The organism is Spirosoma fluminis, from assembly GCF_054778895.1.
Genome location: NZ_BAAGZD010000003.1, coordinates 504,220 through 525,130, shown reverse-complemented (window position 1 = coordinate 525,130; position 20,911 = coordinate 504,220). Strand labels below are relative to the sequence as shown.

The following is a 20,911-nucleotide window of genomic DNA, read 5'->3' as shown; positions in this document are numbered from 1 at the left end:
ATGTAATAAAGCGTACGTAGTAAAAACTCACAACAACGGCGCTTGTTTGCAAGTCACCGCAGGCAGTGTCTGAACAGTATATCGAACGATCAGTTAACTGCACTTTTTAACTCTATTGCCTTGTCCATGTCCTGCTGGTTGACGGCCATCAGGTTTTCGATAAAACTCATCAGGGCAGGTTTGTCGGTGTTATTGATCAGGTTCCTGGCCTTACTAACTGAATTGTCGTTCAGTTCGGCCATAAACCTCAGGTACTGTTTGTCAAAATCGGGGCCGGGTTCTTCTTGCTGAAGCATGGCTACCATCGCTTGGCTGTCGTCGGAGAGTGCGGTTGGAAGACCGATTCTGTATTGCCGGGCCTGCGTCGTCAGCGCTCGCCTTTTTTCGAGGCTGTACTGGCGAACGATCTGCCGGGCGAAATCTTTTACGGTAGGCGTCGCAGCGCGTTGGCTGGCTAGTTCGCTCAACTTAAACTTCGTCAACTCGGCATTCGACAAGTCAACCATGTATTTTGCTACGTTCTCCTGACCGGTTTCCGAACTGGCCGATACGCTTTGCGCCGTATACGGCTCCCCGCGCTCTATATTCTTTTTGTTGACTTCCTGGGTGATTTGAGTACTATCCTGCGTTGATGAGCAGGCGTTTGTTAAAAAGACTATTGAAACTAGTAAACAACCGATGATTTGATTTCTCATGACCATGCTACTTTAAGAGAGTAGTCGTTCGGTTAACGGGCTGTTCCAGGCATTGTTTTGAAGAGTTAATACGTAATTACGCATTCGTTTGCAGCAGTGTTAGCCAGGCTTCACGTACGTTGTTTTCGGCCAGTAGCTGCCTGGCGCGGAGGTGAAGTAAGTCGGGGAGATACTGGCAACCGGACCTGGCTTCGTCGAACAGCTCGTTCAGGACGCCAGAGGCTCGGAACTCATTCACTTCGACCGTGGAGGGGAGGGCTGCAAAGCTTCCCAGCTTGCCTAAGTCATTCCCCGTGAGAATCGCGCTGGTACGTATGGTCGCAGGCATCTGATCGACACCGATGCCTGCCTTCGGGCGGGCCACTTCAAACAAGGCATTACCGTGCGCACGAGCGTACCAATCGCCACCCATTCGGCCGATCAGGTCAAGGCGATGCGGGTCAATAGCGCCGTTTTTGCTGAAAATAGCGTCGTGCAGATGGGCCATAACTACCTCGCAAACTACCAGATGACCCGCACCCGGCTTTTCTCCCCCAGTCGGAATGATTTGCCGAACGACACACTCATAAGCGGCTGGCGATTCGGCTACTCTGGGCGGACGAACCCGGTCAGACGGTACCGCAGTAAACCCTGCCTTGTCAAACTCATTAATCCCTCGTTCAAACTCCGCGCTGGCCAGCGACATCTGCTCAACCATCGCGTAGTTGACGATATTGATAACCACTTCGCCAATTTCTTCCACGTTCAGCAGCGTGTGCTTTTTATGTCCATGCCGGTTGATGCTTGGGGCAAATACCAGCGTTGGCGGGTTGTACCCAAAAATATTGAAGAAGCTGAACGGGCTCAGGTTGACGTTGCCTGCGGTATCAATAGTGCTGGCGAAAGCAATGGGCCGCGGGCCGATCGTACCGATCATGAACTTGTAAAATTCATTCGGTTGCAGATCGGCGGGGTTGATGGTTCTCATAGATGACTAGTTTGGTGCCGAACGTTGAGTGCGGTAATACAATTGAACGCCAAACCCGAGGCTTATCGAAATGGTTCGACCGGTGCTGCTTCCGAAACCGGGTGCGTACATCGATGGTGGTGCCGACGGATCATAGCCAATTGTTAATCCAGCCCCCAGCCGGGCAGTTGTATGAAGCTCGAACCGATCGGATAAGCGCATAATACCACCAACATGCGGTTCAATACCCACAACGGCCTTAGTTTGGGTCGGCAGCGAACGTGTATAATCGCCGTAGGTTGCCCCCGGAAACGTAAAGCTACCCCCTTGCTGATACACCGAAATGATACCCTGCCAGCCGACCAATACGTTTTTCTTATTTATCCGGTCGGTGCCTACTTTCACGTAGAAACCTTCGTATGCCTGATTAATATTACGTAATACAGTATTTGTTGTAAGACTGGCGTATCCCGGCTGAATGGTTAGCGTATTCTTTACTAGTGGAATTTTAAGGGTTGGCTCAAGCAGCACCGCCTGCCGAAACAGCGGCCACCCGTTCGTTGCGGTCAATATTAATTTAGTCGCATCAAGGCCAATGAGTACTGATCTGTCTGTCTGTGATAGACCGACCATGGGCCAGAGCAATAATAAACAGGTAATGACGCGGTTCATGGCTGGAGGTAAACGGTAATGCCTGTAACATCGGGGCCGGGCGATTTGAAAATACCTCCGCCTTCATAATTCAGAAACGCACTAGCTTGAGGGAAGGTAGTTCTCAGAATACTCTTCCTAGCAGGCGCAGCCAGATTAAACACGTAGCCGCACTTAGTGCTTTGATACGAGAAGGTTCGTTGATACCGCACAGTTAGCGTATCTGTGCGGCTCGCCTGAACAAACACATACGTAGTACTATCCGCGTTCAGTGAAAGAGGCAACGAAATGAGGCTGTCGGCTGGAACGTTTGATCGATTCAACGTCCCGTTAAGACTACTAATTTGCGAAAAAGCAACGCGATTAACAGGAGCAGACGGGGGACGAGTGATTAAAATCGTAAGCGAAGGCTCACCGTCTGGGCCACAACGCTCACAGCTATTTAAGCCACTGATAACGAATAGACCAACGCACGAAAGATAAAGACAGCGCATAGCGAAAATAAGAACCTACGTTAGTCGAGCCGTTGTATGGCTGGCAAAACTTTGCCTGATACCTCGCCTAACTCAACCCGAACGCCATTCGAAAAACCCCACCCCCGAAGCCCAACCACATCGCCATCTTCCAGAAACGTTCGGGTTGAACCGTCTGGCAAATGAAGGGGGCGCGTGCCGTTCCAGCTTAGTTCGAGCAGTGAACCGTAACTGCCGGGTGTGTCGCCGGAGACTGTACCGGTTGCCAGTACATCACCAATTTGTAAGTTGCAGCCGTTAACCGTATGATGCGCAATCATCTGGGCAAAGCTCCAATACAGGTATCTGGCGTTGGTACGACTGATAACGACTTCATCGCCACCTTCAGGACGTACTATAACCTCCAGGTTTAGGTCGAAATGACTGGATGAACTCTCTTGCTTCGTTGGCTGTAAGTAAGCAAGTGGCCTTGGCTCCTGGGCAGAACCTGAGACGCGAAAGGGTTCAAGATCATCGAGCGGAACTACCCAGGCGGACATGGACGAGCCGAAGTTTTTTCCTAAAAACGGACCCAGGGGCTGGTATTCCCACCGTTGAATGTCCCGCGCCGACCAGTCGTTGAACAACGTAACCCCGAATATGTATTCTTCCGCTTCATCGGCCGAGATTGGTTGCCCCAATGGGTTGCTTTTGCCAATGATCAAGCTTAACTCCAACTCAAAATCCAGCGCCTGCGACGGACCAAAAGTAATCTGCCCATCCTGCATGAACTGACCCTGCGGCCGACGAATGGCCGTTCCGGACACGACAATGGATGACGCACGACCGTGATAGGCAACGGGTAACTGTCGATAGTTGGGTAGCAGCGGATCTGCATCGGGGCGGAACATTCGCCCTACGTTCTCGGCGTGGTGGATGCCCGTGTAAAAATCGGTATAGTCACCAATTCGCACGGGGAGATGCATGGTTACGCGCGACTGGTGGATAAATACCTGATCATGAACAGCAGTAACAACGGCATTCTCATCGCTGAGCAGCGCTTTCAAATGTTCGTTCACTGCGTGCCATACTGGCTTACCTAACGTAATGAAATCATTCAGGTAAGGTTTGGCAAATACAGTCGGGTCGAACTCAAGTTGGTCGAAATAGCCGAGCAGGCCAACAATCTCTAAATCGAGCACGTACTCGCCAACTTTTACGCCCACACGCGGGCTGGCAATGTCGTAGCTAAAAATTCCGTACATCATAACGCAGACAGCAAACCCGGCTACTCACTCATGTTCATGTAAATCGAATCCATAATCCGCACGAAGTGCTGATAATCTTCATCGCTCAGATCGCCCCAGCCTTTCCGGCGCATGGCTGATACAACAGGTAAGACCTGCCCATGTTTGGTTTCACCCGCTGGCGTTAGGTAAACCAGAAACTTACGCCGATCGGTATCGGCCATACGGCGCTCGGTAAGGCCTTTCTGGCAGAGGATGTCGATAATACGGGTGACGGTTGGGGCGTCTTTGGTGGTTAGTTCAGATAAGGAGTTTTGACTGATACCCGGATTGCGGAACAGGTGATCGATTACCACCCATTGATCAACAGTCAGATCGAAACCCGCGTCGTTGAACTGCTTTTGCAGCGCGTTCCTGATCTTCTTAATGGTGGTGTCAATCTTGAAAAAATATGCCCTCGTGTCAGATGGGTGAGTCATCGTTAGGAAACAGGAACCGGTTAATAGTTGGCCGTAATCAAGGATTACAGACAAAAATAGCCCAAACTAGCTGACTAACAATTCTTCTAACTTTTCCTCAATCTCCGGCACCGAATGGAATAGCTGTTCGTACGACTTGATTACGAAGTACTGCTCCTGAAAATGGTCGATGATGTACGGCGTTTTCAGCAAGGTTTCGACATCGTATGGAATGCGTTTCGGTACGTCGCTCTCCAGGCTGTAGATCGTTTCACCAGGTGACGACAATATACCACCTCCGTAGATGCGCAGACCCTCTGGTTCCTGAATCAAGCCGAACTCAACGGTGTACCAGTACAGCCGGGCAATCATTTCGATAGACTCTTCGTGGTCCACGAACTTCAGGGCAATGTGGCTCAACGCGGCCAGGAAATCGCAGAAGTGCTGATTCGTCAATACCGGAACGTGACCAAACGTATCGTGAAACATGTCTGGCTCGGGCAAATAATCGAGCTGATCCCGACGACGGAGCCAGGTCGTTGCCGGAAACTGCCGATCGGCCATCAGCTCAAAAAACTCCCGGTTCCCAATCAAGCCGGGTACGGCGATAACCCGCCAGCCGGTTATCGGCAGAAGTCGAGGGTTCAGGTCACGTTCAAAATTTGGAATCTTGTCGTTCGGAAAACCCGTTGCGACAATTCCATCCATATAAGCCTGACTAGCCCGGCCCGGCAGACGCTCCATCTGCCGCTCGAACAAGAGCTTCCAAACGGCCTGATCGTCGGCGCTATATTTAGAATAATCCTGAGTCATGGTTTTGAGGGAGCCAGTAGCAAGGAGATAGAAGTGAGAATACTCGCACCGGATGAATTCTCACTTCTATCTCCTCGTTACTGGCTCCTTTTTGTTACAACGTTCCCCGCAGTTCTTGCTCCCGCTCGATGGCTTCGAAAAGGGCTTTGAAATTGCCTTTTCCGAAGGAACGGGCTCCTTTGCGCTGAATGATCTCGAAAAATAGCGTTGGGCGAGGGCAGACTGGCTTCGTAAAGATTTGAAGCAGATACCCCTCGTCGTCACGATCGACCAGAATACCTAATGGACGTAACGTCGCGATTTCTTCGTCGATCTGACCGACGCGGTCGGCCAGGTCATCGTAATACGCGTCCGGAACACTCAGGAACTCAACCCCGCGGTCGCGCAGGGCGATCACCGTTTCCACAATGTTATCGGTGGCTACGGCAATGTGCTGAATGCCGGGACCACCGTAGAAGTCGAGATATTCTTCAATCTGCGACTTCTTTTTACCCTCCGCTGGTTCGTTGATTGGGAATTTAACGCGGCCGTTACCGTTGGTCATCACCTTGCTCATAAGCGCGGTATAATCCGTCGAAATGTCTTTATCGTCAAACGAGACTAGTTGCTGGAAGCCCATAACGTCGGCGTAGAACTGCATCCAGGTGTTCATTTCGTTCCAGCCGACATTGCCTACCATGTGATCAACGTATTTCAGTCCCGCATCGGGTGGGCAATACGTCGGATTCCAGGCTTTGTAACCGGGCAGGAAAATGCCGTTGTACTGGCTGCGCTCAACGAAAAGATGCACCGTGTCGCCATAGGTATGGATGCCCGACCGAACGACGTAACCGTTCTCGTCTTCGTCGCGGGTGGGCTGCATAAAAGCTTTGGCACCCCGGCTGGTGGTTTCTTCAAACGCTTTGGTGGCATCATCCACCCAGAGCGCCACAACGCGGACGCCATCGCCATGCTGGTCAATGTGTCGACCTATTTCTGAGTTACCGTGCAGAGGTGATGTGAGCACAAGCCGAATTTTTCCCTGCTGTACTACGTACGATTCACGGTCTTTCAACCCAGTAGCCAATCCCGCGTAAGCCACCGGCTGAAAGCCAAACGCCGTCTGGAAATAATGTGCCGACTGGCGGGAGTTACCTACGTACAGTTCGAGGTAATCGGTACCATTCAGAGGCAGAAAATCGGTTGGCTCTGTCGTTCCGGTTCGTGGTTCAAAAATGTCTACTGCTTCCATGTTTTGTTGATGTGTAAAGCGGGCGAAATCCCGCTGCGTTAACTGACCTGCAGGTTTCCACCCGCTTCACGCTAATTACTCTAACCAGGACTTCCAATACTTGCCATCATCAAGTCGCATTGCCTGCTCGGTTACCATCAGCGGGCGGAACGTATCGACCATGACGGCGTATTCCTGCGTTTCTTTCTTGCCGATGCTACGTTCCATCGCGCCCGGTGCTGGTCCGTGCGGGATACCGCCGGGATGCAACGTGACGTGCCCTGGGGCAATGTCGTTTCGGCTCATAAAATCGCCATCTACGTAATAAATGACCTCGTCGGAGTCGATGTTTGAGTGGTTATACGGTGCTGGAATCGCTGATGGATGATAATCGAACAGGCGGGGCACAAACGAACACACCACGAACGTATCGGTCTGGAAGGTCTGGTGCACTGGTGGCGGCTGATGAACACGCCCCGTTATCGGCTCGAAATTGAAAATCGAGAAGCCGTACGGATAATTGTATCCATCCCAACCCACCACATCGAACGGATGACTCGCATACACCAGTGAGTGCAGAGAACCCTGCTTTTTGATTTTCATCAGAAAATCGCCGACTTCATCGTGCGTTTCCAGATCGCGTGGCCGGATGATGTCGCGTTCGCAGAATGGCGAGTGTTCGAGCAACTGACCGAAGTGGTTCCGATACCGTTTTGGCGTATAAACCGGCGAGCGCGATTCAACGTACAAGAGTCTGTTATCCGACGTATCAAATTCGATCTGGTAGATCATACCCCGCGGGATCACGAGGTAGTCACCGTACTGAAACGGAACGGTTCCGAACAGCGTCCGCAGTCGACCCATGCCCCGGTGAATGAACAGCATCTCGTCGGAATCCGCATTCTTGTAGAAGTAGTTCGTCATGGATTGGCGGGGAGCCGCTAACCCAAAAATCAGGTCATTATTAACAAGCAACGGCACCCGGCTTTCAATAAAATCGTCGGTCGGCTCAACGTTGAACCCAATCAGCTTCCGGGCCAGCATATTTTTCTCGACGGCCATCTTCGGCGTCATGTCAACGCTCTCCAATACGTCGCGCACCATCGTTGGCCGATGCACATGATACAGCAGCGACGACATACCGTCGAAGCCGATGGTACCAAAAAGCTGCTCGTAGTATAGTCCAGAATCATCAGGCTTAGCGAACTGCGTGTGCCGTTTGGGAGGAATCTGGCCGAGTGAGTGGTAGAATGGCATAACGTATCGGTACAGCTTTAGTCTGGCCAATCCAGGGGTGAATCAGCCAGACGTTCAAGCCTCTTGTTGATGAAGTATGATACTTGTTAAAGCAATAATTGTTTAACGTACAATTATAACGCTAACGGCAGGAAATTGTATGTTGCGCAGAAATAATTTTATTAAAAATTGATTGCGCGGGTAAAAGCACTATACTGAGCCTTCGGGTAGGTAGCCGTACCGCTTTTCTATAACTTTGACCGGGCGGTGCTGTAAGTAGACCACTGCCCTAAGACAGACATTTTTATACTGATTATTTATAATTAAAATGCAACCAACACTTCTAATCCTGGCGGCCGGCATGGGTAGCCGCTACGGTGGTGTCAAACAGCTTGACCAGTTTGGTCCGCACGGCGAGACAATCATCGACTATTCCTTATTCGATGCGATCCGGGCGGGTTTCGGAAAAGTAGTCTTCATAATCCGCGAAGAACTACGTGACGATTTCGAAGAGGTATTTAATCAGAAACTAGCTGGGAAGATTGAGGTCGATTATGCCATACAGGCGCTAAGCTCGTATGTTCCGGATGAACTGGGAGAGGTAAAACGTACGAAACCCTGGGGCACCGGGCACGCCATGCTGTGTGCGAAAGACCACGTGAATACCCCCTTTGCCGTTATCAATGCCGACGATTTTTATGGGCTCGAAGCCTTCCAACTGATTGGCAACTTCCTGAAAACCGATACGGATGACCAACTGCATGCTATGGTTGGTTACGAGGTGAAGAACACACTGTCGGAGAATGGCTCTGTATCGCGGGGCGTGTGTGCCGTGAGCGAAAACGGTAATCTGGCTTCTGTTATCGAACGTACTAAAATTTACGAGAAAGACGGCCGGATTGTGTACGAAGAAGGGGAGGGCATTACGCCTTTATCGCCGGATACGCCAGTTTCGATGAATTTCTGGGGTTTCAAGCCCAGTGTGTTTCCGCTCGTGCAACATCAGTTTGAAAGCTACGCTTTTGCAAACATCAACTCACCTAAGGCTGAGTTCTATATACCAACTGTTATGACGAATTTGATTCAAACCGATACGGGGCACTGCAAGGTATTCCGCAGCCGGTCGGCCTGGTTTGGCGTAACCTACCCCGAAGACAAGCCAACGGTGCAAGCGTCGCTCAAACAACTACATGACGAAGGGGTTTATCCTGATAAATTGTGGTAGTTATCAAAGATTAACGCTAAGCCCTAGCTCACATTAAACACCGCTACAAGCAAAAAGGCCCCGCATGGCAATATATGGGACCTTTTTGCTTGGCAATGATGTGAATATCAACTGTTACGTTCGGGGAATTTTTCAACGATTCGCTCGGCTTCTTTGCTCAATTGGGCAGCAATTCGGGCTGGATCGCCTACGGCGTTCTGAACCGAACCACGCCATACGAGTTTACGAGTTCGCGCATCAACCATATCGACCACTAACGTACCAGCCTTATACTGTTCCTGCGTATATTGCTGACTGCCCCAGCCCCACCAGCCAGGTCCCCAGCCACCGTAGCCCCAACGCCCCCATCCTAAATAAGGGCCATAGTAGGGCGAGTTAGGCGTCGATACGGTACGTGTCTTGTCCTCGACGAAAAAGTGATAGCCTACGATCAGATCGGGCCGTGAATTAACCTGCTTCAGGCCTTTGTCGGTGAGCACTTTGCTCATCGTGTTCTCCACATTTTCTGTTGCCAATTGACTATAATATAATGGGTTTTGACCAGCTTTAACGTCCGAATCCATCCAGGCAAACGTTTTGTATTTGCTGAAGTTGACCCGGCTGTTGCTATCAACAACTACCCTGGGGGCACAACTGTAAATTATGGCCAGTAAGCTGGCTATCACCAATATGCGTTTCATAACGTTTGTTGTTTATATGTTTTATATGAAATCTATAGATTAATAGAAATGTTTTATTGCAAGCCTTATAAACACACGGGGCCGACGTCCAGTTAGGATTCGGCCCCGCGTTAAGATATGCATCAGTCAATACGTCGTTTGTCTACTTAACGGCTTACTCAGTTACTGAAGACTAGGGTGCTTTTTGTGCCAATCGGTTACGTCCTGATACGCCTTAGCAACCGCTAATACCTTTCCTTCTTCAAACAGCTGGCCCATAAACGTAATGCTGGTCGGGGTATTCTGCTTTGTAAAGCCATTCGGCAGCACTACGCAGGGATTTCCGGTCAGGTTCGTCAACGTCAGATTACCACCCGCATACGTTGGGCTAACGTAGACGTCGATTTTGGCTTCTTTGAGTTGCTTGTTCATTTCATTGATCAGCTTGGTGCGGGCGCGATTCGCCTGTATGTATTCGACGGCGGGCACAAAGCGCGACGCACGGAATTGATTTGGCCAGGCGTTTTTAAGTTGCCGCACCATCTGATCATCACGGCCTGAACGGGTTAACTCATCAAACGCTGCCGCAGCTTCAACGCCTAATAAAAACGAGATTCGATTGGCCGGTACGCTCGTCGGTAAGTCAAATGGTACTAGCTCCGCGCCCAATTTACGCAGGCTCTCCAGCGTGAGCGAATCATTCGCTTTGCCTGAGTAGTTCGTCTCAAACGCTTTTTTGACGTACCCAATCCGCATGCCTTTTAATGAAGCGGCTGGCGCATACCGGAATGGAGCGGCCATAATGGTGGGGTCATTGCCATCTGGCCCGTAAATAGCATTAAAAACCAGAGCGCAGTCTTCAACCGAGCGGGCAATGGGGCCAATCTTATCCATGCTCCAGCTCAACGCCATAGCCCCGTGCCGACTCACTCGCCCAAACGTCGGACGAAGCCCGGTTGTCCCGCAAATTGTTGACGGCGACACAATAGAACCCAGTGTCTCGGTGCCAATACCGAAGGGTAACAGACCAGCTGAAACGGCCGATGCTGTTCCGGCTGATGAACCACTGGACCCCGTTTCTGGCTTCCACGGATTGCGCGTCATACCCCCAAACCAAACATCGCCCATGGCCAATTCACCCAAGGTGGTTTTGGCGCACAATACGGCTCCGGCTTCCTCTAATCGCTGGATAACGGTCGCATCCTGATTAAGGGTCTGATCTTTATAGGGTACCGATCCCCAGGTTGTTTTGTATCCTTTTTTTGCCAGTAAATCTTTAACACCGTAGGGGATTCCGTGCAACGGACCGCGGTATTTGCCCACGTTTAATTCGGCGTCAGCACGTTTGGCCTGTTGGAGGGCCAGCTCCTCGGTCAGCGTAATCACGCAGAGCAATCTGGGGTTGTACGTTTTGAGTCGATTCAGGAAAAACTGTGTCAGCTCAACTGATGATACCTGGCGTGTCCGAATCAATTCACCCAACTGCCCAACGGTGTAGAAGGCGAGGTCTTCGCGATTTGCGGACAACTTAACTTTACCCGCCGGTGACGCTTTGAAGGACGAGGGGCCAACCGCCATGTTGAAGTCGGCTGGCAGTGGGTTGAAATACAAGGCTGGCGCTACGTCATTCGGCAGTTCAACCTTACGCAACTCCTCATAATTTGTACGAAAATTGGTTAAGTTGCCAAGCATCGAGTCGCGCTCGGCGGGGGTAAACTCCAGGCCGAACAACTGAGCGGCCACCTCCGCCATGTCGGCGGTTATGGGTTTCCGGGTGTCGTTGGGAGCTGTGATGAAGGCGCCGAGCAGGAAGCTTCCTGTGCAGGCGATAAGCAACGTAAGTACCGGTTTTTTCATGCACTAAAAGTAACAAAAGCCTCGTGCAATGTTGTTACCTGCGGAATCAGTAACTGGCTTTCGTCATTGGCAATGATGTAATCTGCCAGAGCAATGCGCTGCTCATCGCTGATCTGTCGATCAATGATATTGAGGACTTCGGCTTCCGAGCGGAACGGATCACGCTGCCGGATTCGGGCCAGTCGCAGGGCCATTGGCGCCTGTACCGTAATGACCCAGTTGAGCGAGTTGTTATCGCCAGCCGCTTTCATAATGGCAGCTTCTTTTAGAACGTAAGGCTTATCGGCATGTTCCTGAACCCAGTCGTCTGTATCGGCCATGACCCTCGGGTGAATTACGCTGTTTAGCCGCGATAGTAGCGATGAATCCGCGAACACCTGAGACGCGACCCAACCCCGATTATAATGTCCGGCAACATCGTACGCATTCGGGCCTAACACACGAATAATATCGGCTTTGAGAATCGGGTCGTGTTCGGTTAACCACTTGGCCCGTTCATCGGCTACGTACACCGGAATGCCCAGCGCCTGGAAAATCTGACATACCACACTCTTGCCCGAGCCAATGCCACCCGTAACGCCTACCTGATAAGGTCGCTTGGCTGGCGTCTGGCTCATCGACGGGTGCGCGTTTTTGGTTTAGATTTTTGCGTCGAAGTGGGTTTTTGCGTAGCGGTCGGGGCCAGTGGTGGCGTCGGTAATGGCGACAGGAGTTCGCCAACTTCGAAGCTTACAGCTACACGATCAGCACTGGAATGAAGGAGCGGATGCCGTAGGTTCGTTAAAGGAACTTCTTCGTCGTAGTTATCGGCAATCCGCTTGCGAGGAATCTTCACAACCAACGTATCGGCCAGGCCGCGAACTAAGCGGGCGGGGCCTTCGACCTGAATCGTACGGGGCGTCAAATTTATTACGCTCGACACCACGTAAGGCGGAACCATATTAATGTGCAGGCTGTCGGGAATTAGCCGGATGGTTTTGGTCATACGTCGGTCAAAATCCATCTCCAGCGTATCGGCCACTACGTAGTTAACCTGCAATTTCTTTACGTGTTCGGCCAGGGCAGCCGTCAACGAAGACGTATTAATAACACTAGCCTGCAGCGGATTCTTGACTACATAGTCAACCGGGTCGACGCGAAACGGAAGCCACGAATGACGTAACAGACCCCAGCCGTCGCTCGATACGTTGACGGTAACCGTACGCGGCAGGGGAGAGGTGGGTATAAACAGCGAATCGTTGTAAACGAAACGTACCGGATACTCAACGTTGAGCGTATACCCTGTTTTGTTCAACGCGTTCAAAAACCAAAACAAAGCCGCAGCCGCTAGGCACAACAAGGCTTTGGTCGGCTGAAACGGTTGCGCGTTTTGTTGAAAATTCAAAGCTGGTCAGTTAGGTAAGTGCAGTGAGCGAAGTTAACGGAGTCCAGGCAATCAGCAAGCTTCTGTTTCCCTGAACACCTGATGAGCCCCTGGCTAATTACAGCTTTTCAGTTTCTATGGGCTTACCGGTGGCTTCGCGGGAAACAGACGTTTTCTCGAAGGTCATCTTCACGCCACGGTCAACTTCCAGCGTAACCGTAGTGCCTTCCACCGAAACTACGCGGCCATGCAGCCCGCCAATGGTAACTACGTTATCGCCTTTCTTCAGGTTTTCGATAAATGTCTTCTGATCCTTCTGCTTTTTCTGCTGCGGACGAATCATAAAGAAATAAAAGACCCCGATGATGGCTACCCAAAGCAATACGTTGTAAAGCATGGGGGTGCCGGAGCCTGCTGCGGCCTGGAGTAGTATCGAATGCATAAGCGGGTTAATTAAGAGGTTTTAGTTGAATCGGTCTTAGGTTTTACCAACGCTCTGAATTGAAGATCGGTCATCGACGGATCGGTGTTGGCGAAAATGGTAATGGTTTTATTCTGCTCGCCACCTTTGCCCCGGCTGTTGAACCGTACCCGCACCGACGATTTAGTTCCTGGTGCTACCGGCTCACGCGGCCATTCGGGTGTTGTGCAGCCACAGGAAGCTGTGATGTTGTTAATAATTAAAGGAAACTCGCCGGTATTCGTAAACTCAAAAACGTGCTCGACCGTATCTCCTTCGGTAAGGGTACCAAAGTCGTAGATGCCTTTTTCCGCAAAAGTGATTTTAGGCATTTTCCCAGAGGCTACTTCCTTAGACGTTTCGCCCTGCTGCCGGTTATCGCAGCTGATCTGCCCAAAACTGACGGCGGTTATCGCTGCAATGAAAAGCCAACGTTTACTATGCATTCCAGGTAAAATTATCAGTAAACTATTCGTTAGGACCGTAAGCAGTTATCGCTGAGCCAGATGACTTGTGGTAATAACTGCTTACGGGCCAGTTCTCTACGCGTTCTGCTGCTTGATTTGCGCCATCAAACGGTCTACATCTTCCAGCAGTCGTTCTGCTTTTTCGCGTGCGTCCTTTACGACGCGCTGCCCTTCGTTTTTCGATAAATTCTCGGGTAGGTCCGCCGAGTTGATCAGGTCATTCAGTAACTGTTCAATCTGCTCTCTGTACTTCGACAACCGGAACGACAGGCGATCGCGGGTAATTTCGCCTTTATCGGGCGCATACAGCAAGCCAATAACAGCACCGGTGGCAATTCCGGTCAGCAAAAAGGTTAAATCACGGCCAATTCTGCTCATTTTTGTAAAGTGCTAAAGTTGTAGGATTACAGAGTTCACCGCGTTCTAAGGGTAGCCAGGCCAACTTTACAACCTTATAACGGAATGACTTTGTAACGCTTATTTATTATCCAGCAAACCTCGTCCGCTTTTCCGAAGACGTCCCGACGTCTGTAGTTTTTCGGAAAGGTTGTCTAGAATTCCATTGACAAACTTACCGCTTTTGGGCGTACTGTAGGCTTTTGCCAGTTCGATATATTCATTAATCGTTACTTTCACCGGAATGTTTGGGAAGTTGAGCAACTCGCAAACCGCCAGTTTAAGAATTATCTTGTCGAGGATGGCTACGCGCTCAACGTCCCAGTTTTTGAGCTGGTCGGTCAACAGCTGTTCGTAGTCCGCATCGTTTTCGAGCGACTTCCCAAACAGGGTCGTCAGAAACAATTCGTCCTCTTCCCAGTCGTCGGTGAGTGGTTCGAGTTGTAATCCCGCTGCACTCTGGGCCGACTTCAGCGTACGAATGGCTAAGCCACGCACCACTTCGCTGTTCTCGGCCCAACTCAGGTCGATTTCAGCCAAGTGATCTCTGATCACCTCGTGCTTAAATACCAATGTTCGCAACACGTACTGTGCCAGCGCCTGATCTTCGTCGGTAGTGTGCGTTTTCTGTTCGCAGTAGGCGCGGTACGTATCATCGGTCTTCAGTGCTTCACGTAACGCCTTGCGAACAAATCCCAGATCTTCGGTCCACGAAATGCCGTGCCGAACGGCTTCGTTGCGGAGCGCCTGGTGTTCGGCCAGAGCTTTTACGACGCTGTTGTCGTTCAAGTCCGACTCAAACGGGAATGGAGCCTCGTCAACATCGCGGTAGCGACGCTCGCGGTCGATGCGGGCGGCATGACCCAACTCAACCAGAAGCAGCAAGATGCGCAGGTAATCGTCGTAGATGCCGTTCACCTGCTTGATCATCATCTGAGCCAGGTGCTGACGGTCTTTCTTGGTACGAATCTGATAGAACAGTAAACCGTCGTTAGCCGCTTTGAGTACCTTTTGGGGAGCGTCTTCGTCCTGAGCGGGCTGATTGGTTTTGATGGCCTCTTCAAACAACAGACCGGCAAGCTTTCGGTAGCCTTCGAGTTGCCGCTTATTCTGCGGCAGCATCGAGTTAAGGTCGGGCTGGAAAAGATCAGCAATGCCATCGAGGGCTAGTTGCTGATTAGAAAATTCGGCCTGTCGAAGGGCATATAACGCCTGCATGACCTTTATTCGGAGTAGTCGCCTGTTGAGCATCCCGCCTAAAAACTAGTAAATCTACCGATAAGAAAAAGAACTGTCTGAACTGGTTGCAAAAATACGGAATCCCGCGTTTTTTTCCCAACCGAAACTATATGGCTTAACCTCTACTTCCTCTTTTATGTTCCCTGTTACGTGGCGATCCGGCCGTTCCCATGCCGTCGCCGTCGCTTCCGTCCTCGCTCTGCTGTCCGGCTGCGGGCCGACCCGCTATGCGTACTTCCAGCCCCAGCGAAATGCCATTGAGCGGCTGGCTTCTCCCTCAAACGAGCTTGTTGCCTCTGCCGATACGTTGCCGGAAGCCAGCCCAATTTCGATGCACACAAGCACAGAAGCATCGAACATCGACGCTGAATCCCCGGCGTCAACGCCTGCCACTGCAACCCGATATCCGGCATTGACACTAAGAATCAGTGCCAGCAGGCATCTGAACCCGGAAAACCATTCGCCAAAGCGGCTGGGTCGGTTGTTTCGCTCGATTCCGGCCGCGCACGTTGCCCCCCGGATGCAGGCCATTGATCACAATAGTACGAATCGACGAACGCATCCTCTGGCGGTAATCGCGCTAGGTGTATCGGTACTGGGCTATGTTCCTCTGTTGTTAGCGGCCAGCGGTACGTTGGTGTGGGTGTTGAGCGTAACGCTGCCACTGGCAGCCGTGCTGATGGGAGCCGCCAGTCTGACAACGATCAATCGCAACAAGGACCGGTATCGGGGCCGGGGCTGGGCCATGGCCGCCATCATGCTCGGAACCGGTATGCTGGGTTTAGCGCTGGTTGCGATTGCCGCCGTGTCCAAAGTCGTTCTTCAGAAATAAACCTCAAAAAAGCACGGATCAATCAGGCGAATGGGTGGATATACCTTTCACTCATTCGCCTGATTGATCCGTGATAATCTGCAACTTTTCGCGGATTCACGGGGTTAGGAACAAAAAGCGGTTCGGTCACCTGTGAAAGCACTTTCCTATCTTAATAAATACCTTCTCAAGTACAAATGGTACCTCATTCTGGGAACGGTATTTACTATCATTTCCAATCTGTTCGGCATCTTTCCGGCGCAACTGGTCCGGTACGCGCTTGACCTGGTGCGCGAGACGCTCGACATCTATTATCTCTACGATAAATCGCCCTTACAATCCGCTCTTTACGACGTCTTTGGCTTTAGTATTCTGCTCTTCGGGGTACTGACGCTCGTCATGGCGTTGCTGAAAGGATTCTTTCTGTTCCTGGTCCGCCAGACGCTGATTGTGATGTCGCGGCACGTGGAGTACGACCTGAAAAACGAGATTTACGATCACTACCAGACGCTGCCGCTGAGTTTTTACCGTCAACACAATACCGGCGATTTGATGGCACGTATTTCGGAAGATGTCAGCAAGGTACGCATGTACGTTGGGCCGAGTATTATGTATGGGCTAAATCTGATCGTGCTGTTCATCCTGGTCATTACGTACATGGTGAGCATCAATGCTCGCCTGTCGCTCTACGTACTGTTGCCCTTGCCAATTCTGTCGGTAGCGATTTACATTGTCAACAACATCATCATTCGTCGGTCGGAGGAAATTCAGCGGAGCTTATCGAGGCTATCGACCTATGTGCAGGAGGCTTTCTCGGGCATTCGGGTATTGAAAGCCTTTGTGCAGGAAAACAATTCGGCGGCCAAGTTTGAGGTCGAAAGTGACGAATACCGGTCTAAATCGCTCAGTTTGACGCGGGTCGATTCGCTGTTTTTCCCGATTGTTGCCATTCTGGTCGGCCTGAGCAACGTATTGGTGGTGTTTGTGGGTGGTCAGGAGATTCTGGCGGGGCGGCTGACACCGGGTAATATCACCGAGTTTATCCTGTACGTGAACATGCTGACCTGGCCGGTGATGGCCCTCGGCTGGACAACCAGCCAGACGCAGCGGGCAGCTGCCTCGCAGGAACGTATCAATGAGTTCCTGAACATCAAAACTGATATTATCTCGCAGAAAGATATTCAGCACACCATCCAGGGTGAGATTGAGTTTAAGAACGTTCGCTTCGTCTATCCAGACTCGGGTATTATCGCCATTGACAATTTCTCGATGCACGTTCGTTCGGGTGAAACCGTAGCTATTTTAGGTACGACCGGCTCGGGTAAAAGTACCCTGGCTAACCTGCTGACGCGCATGTACGACGTATCGTCGGGTGAGATTCTGGTTGATGGCATTCCGATCAAAGATTACAACCTGAACACGTTACGGGGCCAAATGGGCTACGTACCGCAGGACGTATTTTTGTTCTCCGAAAGCATCAGTAACAACGTTCGTTTCGGTAAGCCGGATTTACCGCAGGATCGGGTCGAACAGGCTGTGCGCGATGCCGACTTATACCAGAACGTCATCGACTTCCCTGAGCAGTTTGAGACGCGGGTGGGCGAACGGGGCGTTACGTTATCGGGTGGACAAAAGCAGCGGCTGAGTATTGCCCGTGCCATTGCCCGTAATCCCAAAATCCTGATTCTGGACGACTGCTTATCGGCGGTCGATACCAATACGGAAAACATTATCCTGAATAACCTCCGACGCATCATGGCCGATCGTACATCGGTAGTTATATCGCACCGTGTATCGTCGGCTAAACTGGCGGATTATATCATCATGCTCGACGACGGCAAGATCATTGAGCAGGGCACACACGAAGAGTTACAGGCGCAAAACGGTGCTTACCGCGAACTATACGAGAAGCAGCTTCAAACCGAAGAGGTTTAATTTGCTCTCCCTGAGGGTGCAAAGGAGTAACGGGTTGTTCCAGTTGGCGTAGGTTCCGTGTCAAGCCTGGAAGAATGGGCGTAGGCGCCAGACGCCATTTGAAGATCTGTGCAACTTTCCCGAACTAGTTTAAACCAAGGCCAGCCGGTTGGGTTTTAAGCGGTATGGCAGACGCATTACGTTTAGAACTATACACCCCTGTTATCGACGACCGCCCGGTATTTGTATCGGGTAATTTTAATGACTGGCACCCCAATGCCAATGGCTTTCAGCTTCAGTCAGCCGGGCCGGGTCAGTACTATTTTGAGTTTCCTGCAGATTTACCTTTGTCTGATACCGTTGAGTATAAGTATACTAAAGGAGGCTGGGATCACGTCGAGTTAAACTCGGCTGGCGAAGGCGTGCGGAATCGCGTTATGGCGACCAAAAAGCACGATGAGGCTGATATTGTACCGCACTGGCGATGGTTTGGGCAGCCCTTCAATTCCGAGTTTTTGCCGAAGGTGGTGGATGAAGAGTTTTATTTACCACAACTAGATACCAACCGCCGGATTAATGTGCTGCTTCCGCACGACTACGAAGCGCATCCTGATAAAAGATATTCGGTGCTTTACCTCAACGATGGACAGAACCTGATTGGCGAGGGCGCTGGATATGGCAGCTGGCACGTTGAAGAAAAGATGGCCATATTGGCTAGTCGTGGCCGTCATGATGTTATTCTGGTAACGATCGATCACGGGCAGGAACAGCGCATACAGGAGTATACAGTTGAAAAAACGCGCATGGCGGGTCGGGCTCGTGGCCGGGAGTATTTGAAATTTATTCGAGATACCCTCAAACCTGTGATCGATGCCAAACTGCGCACTTCACCCGGTGCCGAAAATACCGGAATTGGAGGTAGCTCGCTGGGAGGGCTTATTAGCATTTATGCCGGTTTAATGCATCCTAACGTGTTTGGACGGCTCATGGTCTTTTCGCCATCGCTCTGGATTTCGCCAAAGATTTATTTTGAAGCCATTAAGTTTGAAGCTCCGGTTCCTATGCGCGTGTTTGCGTACGGTGGAGAAGCAGAATCAAAATACATGGTGGCTAACCTTGAACGCTTCAAGGAGGCCTTAGTAAAACAACAGTACGGAGGTAATCCGATTGACGTGTACGTATCAATATACCCCCAGGGCACTCACGAAGAAACTCATTGGAGCCGCGAATTCCCCAGAGCGATTGAGTGGCTATTTTACGGCGAACATTACGATGCAAATTAATATAGACCCTCAGTCTCTCTTTGGTGGAGACGTCGTTATTCCGGTTGTAAAGACCGACGAATTGGCCGATCAGCTGATTTCAATCGCTGAACGGCTGAGCCTGCCTGCTTCGGTGCTGCAGCGCGATTTCAAAGCTGAGTTGAAAGAAACCTTAGTTCTGTATGCACCTCACGGTACGAAAACATATCTGTTAGGCCTGGGCAAGAATCCACAAGCTATGGATTGGTTGCGGGCGTTTCGAAAATTGTTTTTTGATCAGAAAGTAAAGCTGTCCGAACAGGTTAGCGTTGATCTGGCTGACTTTGGAGGAGACCTAGTAGAATCTATTGTCGTCGGTGTTCGCGGGGGCGCTTACGATCTTGGACTTTACCAAACCGAGAAAGCTGATGGCCCAGTCTTTTATTCGGACGGTGGTCGCCTGTCGATTCATATTGCACCCGATCAAAAAGAGCGGGCAGAGCAGGCATTAAAGCAGGGCGAAGCGCTTGCTCAAACCCAGCGCGAAATCCTCGATCTGATGAATGCGCCCGCCAATTACAAGCGGCCACAGACGTTAGCCGACTGGGCGGAAGCATCGGGTAAACAGCATGGCTATGACGTAACGATATTTGATAAAGCCGAACTTGAAAAGCAAGGCTTTGGCGCTTTGCTGAGCGTTAGCCATGGGAGCGACGTACCACCTGTACTGATCATTGCCGAATACAAACCGGAAGGCGTAAGCGAAGCGCCCAAAGTTGGTCTGGTTGGCAAAGGCGTTACGTTCGATACGGGGGGCGTGTCCATTAAGCCGTCGACGAGTATGCACCTCATGAAGAGCGACATGGGCGGGGCTGCCGCCGTGCTGGGTACCGTGGAGGTTGCGGCTAAGCTCAAGTTGCCGGTCCACGTAATTGGTATTGTTCCATCAACGGAAAACTCGACGGATGGCCGCTCCACCAAGCCGGGCGACGTAATTACCTCCTATAGCGGAAAAACCATTGAAGTGATCGATACCGATGCCGAAGGGCGGGTGATTCTGGCGGATGGCCTGAGTTACATGATGCGCCATTTTCAGCCTGATGTGCTGATTGATCTGGCAACGCTGACCGGCAGCGTAATCGCTACACTAGGCTATCATGCCGCCGGACTGTTTACGCCGAACGACGAGTTAGCCAGCCAACTGACTGCGGCTGCCGATCGTACGGGTGAGCGATTGTGGCGTTTGCCGGTCTGGGATGCCTATAAAGAAGACATTAAATCGGATGTTGCCGACGTAAAGAACTTCCACGGCAAACCGGTCAACGGAGCCATTGCCGCGGCCAAGTTTCTGGAAGTGTTTACGGAAGGTCACCCGGCCTGGGCGCATCTGGACATCGCCGGGATGGCTTTTGCGGATACAGAATTTGGGTCACAAAAGAACGCTACCGGCTTTGGCATCAGGCTGTTGATTGATTATTTACAGAAATTGGCCTAGTTTACGCGATCAGCGGTTATTCAGTACCGCTAACAAGATGCTGTAAATGAAGTTTGTCCTATAGATAAGCGCTTCA

The 20,911-nt window shown here is 51.1% G+C and carries 21 protein-coding genes and 1 pseudogene; 5 read left to right on the top strand and 17 right to left on the bottom strand.

The features are described 5' to 3' along the window. Window positions 1–89: 89 nt before the first annotated feature. The 9 genes and pseudogenes from ACYVBJ_RS04210 to ACYVBJ_RS04170 form a co-directional block, all read right to left on the bottom strand. Window positions 90–695: a DUF4142 domain-containing protein gene (locus ACYVBJ_RS04210; protein ID WP_460981036.1), complete on the bottom strand. Its 606-nt coding sequence runs from the start codon at window positions 693–695 to the stop codon at window positions 90–92. Between the two features lie 76 nt (window positions 696–771). Further along, window positions 772–1,662 carry a flavin reductase family protein gene (locus ACYVBJ_RS04205; RefSeq protein WP_460981035.1) on the bottom strand — a complete coding sequence of 297 codons (891 nt, stop codon included), beginning with the start codon at window positions 1,660–1,662 and terminating at the stop codon, window positions 772–774. 6 nt (window positions 1,663–1,668) lie between these two features. Then, complete coding sequence (locus ACYVBJ_RS04200; protein WP_460981034.1) at window positions 1,669–2,313, bottom strand: hypothetical protein; 645 nt, start codon at window positions 2,311–2,313, stop codon at window positions 1,669–1,671. After that, a complete protein-coding gene (locus tag ACYVBJ_RS04195; protein ID WP_460981033.1) occupies window positions 2,310–2,615 on the bottom strand; it encodes a DUF6452 family protein in 306 nt (101 codons plus the stop codon). The genes ACYVBJ_RS04200 and ACYVBJ_RS04195 overlap by 4 nt, the downstream gene beginning before the upstream one ends. A gap of 191 nt (window positions 2,616–2,806) precedes the next feature. Beyond that, window positions 2,807–4,027, bottom strand: a pseudogene (gene fahA, locus ACYVBJ_RS04190) (fumarylacetoacetase); the annotation flags it as partial. Between the two features lie 5 nt (window positions 4,028–4,032). After that, window positions 4,033–4,470, bottom strand: a complete 438-nt coding sequence (locus ACYVBJ_RS04185; RefSeq protein ID WP_460981032.1) for a MarR family winged helix-turn-helix transcriptional regulator — start codon at window positions 4,468–4,470, stop codon at window positions 4,033–4,035. A gap of 66 nt (window positions 4,471–4,536) precedes the next feature. After that, window positions 4,537–5,316, bottom strand: a complete 780-nt coding sequence (gene phhA / locus ACYVBJ_RS04180; protein ID WP_460981265.1) for a phenylalanine 4-monooxygenase — start codon at window positions 5,314–5,316, stop codon at window positions 4,537–4,539. Between the two features lie 40 nt (window positions 5,317–5,356). Continuing rightward, window positions 5,357–6,493, bottom strand: a complete 1,137-nt coding sequence (hppD, locus tag ACYVBJ_RS04175) for a 4-hydroxyphenylpyruvate dioxygenase (protein WP_460981031.1) — start codon at window positions 6,491–6,493, stop codon at window positions 5,357–5,359. Between the two features lie 75 nt (window positions 6,494–6,568). Next, window positions 6,569–7,729 (bottom strand): homogentisate 1,2-dioxygenase, encoded by a 1,161-nt coding sequence (locus tag ACYVBJ_RS04170; protein ID WP_460981030.1) that lies wholly within the window; start codon window positions 7,727–7,729, stop codon window positions 6,569–6,571. Window positions 7,730–8,036: 307 nt separating this feature from the next. Between ACYVBJ_RS04170 and ACYVBJ_RS04165 the strand changes: the two genes are divergently transcribed. After that, window positions 8,037–8,933: a nucleotidyltransferase family protein gene (locus ACYVBJ_RS04165; protein ID WP_460981029.1), complete on the top strand. Its 897-nt coding sequence runs from the start codon at window positions 8,037–8,039 to the stop codon at window positions 8,931–8,933. A gap of 107 nt (window positions 8,934–9,040) precedes the next feature. On the opposite strand, the gene ACYVBJ_RS04160 is transcribed toward ACYVBJ_RS04165, so the two are convergent. The 8 genes from ACYVBJ_RS04160 to nusB all read right to left on the bottom strand — a co-directional run bounded on the left by ACYVBJ_RS04160 (window position 9,041) and on the right by nusB (window position 15,353). Beyond that, window positions 9,041–9,613 (bottom strand): DUF4136 domain-containing protein, encoded by a 573-nt coding sequence (locus ACYVBJ_RS04160; RefSeq protein WP_460981028.1) that lies wholly within the window; start codon window positions 9,611–9,613, stop codon window positions 9,041–9,043. A 162-nt stretch (window positions 9,614–9,775) separates the two neighbouring features. Beyond that, window positions 9,776–11,449, bottom strand: coding sequence for an amidase (locus ACYVBJ_RS04155; protein WP_460981027.1), 1,674 nt, complete (start codon window positions 11,447–11,449; stop codon window positions 9,776–9,778). Further along, window positions 11,446–12,066 carry a dephospho-CoA kinase gene (gene coaE / locus ACYVBJ_RS04150; RefSeq protein ID WP_460981026.1) on the bottom strand — a complete coding sequence of 207 codons (621 nt, stop codon included), beginning with the start codon at window positions 12,064–12,066 and terminating at the stop codon, window positions 11,446–11,448. The genes ACYVBJ_RS04155 and coaE overlap by 4 nt, the downstream gene beginning before the upstream one ends. Then, window positions 12,063–12,833: a YbbR-like domain-containing protein gene (locus ACYVBJ_RS04145; RefSeq protein WP_460981025.1), complete on the bottom strand. Its 771-nt coding sequence runs from the start codon at window positions 12,831–12,833 to the stop codon at window positions 12,063–12,065. Before ACYVBJ_RS04145 ends, coaE begins: the two co-directional genes overlap by 4 nt. A 97-nt stretch (window positions 12,834–12,930) precedes the next feature. Continuing rightward, window positions 12,931–13,254 (bottom strand): preprotein translocase subunit YajC, encoded by a 324-nt coding sequence (yajC, locus tag ACYVBJ_RS04140; RefSeq protein WP_460981024.1) that lies wholly within the window; start codon window positions 13,252–13,254, stop codon window positions 12,931–12,933. An 11-nt stretch (window positions 13,255–13,265) separates the two neighbouring features. Further along, on the bottom strand, window positions 13,266–13,718 hold the full coding sequence (locus tag ACYVBJ_RS04135; RefSeq protein ID WP_460981023.1) for a DUF1573 domain-containing protein: 453 nt from the start codon (window positions 13,716–13,718) through the stop codon (window positions 13,266–13,268). 96 nt (window positions 13,719–13,814) lie between these two features. After that, entirely contained in the window at window positions 13,815–14,117 is a 303-nt protein-coding gene (locus ACYVBJ_RS04130) for a YtxH domain-containing protein (protein WP_460974306.1), read from the bottom strand. Window positions 14,118–14,216: 99 nt separating this feature from the next. Further along, a complete protein-coding gene (gene nusB / locus ACYVBJ_RS04125; RefSeq protein WP_460981022.1) occupies window positions 14,217–15,353 on the bottom strand; it encodes a transcription antitermination factor NusB in 1,137 nt (378 codons plus the stop codon). A 157-nt stretch (window positions 15,354–15,510) separates the two neighbouring features. Between nusB and ACYVBJ_RS04120 the strand changes: the two genes are divergently transcribed. The 4 genes from ACYVBJ_RS04120 (at window position 15,511) to ACYVBJ_RS04105 (ending at window position 20,835) form a co-directional block, all read left to right on the top strand. Next, the gene (locus ACYVBJ_RS04120) at window positions 15,511–16,206 is read left to right on the top strand and encodes a hypothetical protein (RefSeq protein ID WP_460981021.1); all 696 of its coding nucleotides are present in this window, start codon (window positions 15,511–15,513) and stop codon (window positions 16,204–16,206) included. A 132-nt stretch (window positions 16,207–16,338) separates the two neighbouring features. Next, window positions 16,339–18,120: an ABC transporter ATP-binding protein gene (locus ACYVBJ_RS04115; RefSeq protein ID WP_460981020.1), complete on the top strand. Its 1,782-nt coding sequence runs from the start codon at window positions 16,339–16,341 to the stop codon at window positions 18,118–18,120. Window positions 18,121–18,284: 164 nt separating this feature from the next. Then, entirely contained in the window at window positions 18,285–19,382 is a 1,098-nt protein-coding gene (locus tag ACYVBJ_RS04110) for an alpha/beta hydrolase (protein WP_460981019.1), read from the top strand. After that, window positions 19,372–20,835 (top strand): leucyl aminopeptidase family protein, encoded by a 1,464-nt coding sequence (locus ACYVBJ_RS04105; protein ID WP_460981018.1) that lies wholly within the window; start codon window positions 19,372–19,374, stop codon window positions 20,833–20,835. The genes ACYVBJ_RS04110 and ACYVBJ_RS04105 overlap by 11 nt, the downstream gene beginning before the upstream one ends. Window positions 20,836–20,911 lie beyond the last annotated feature (76 nt).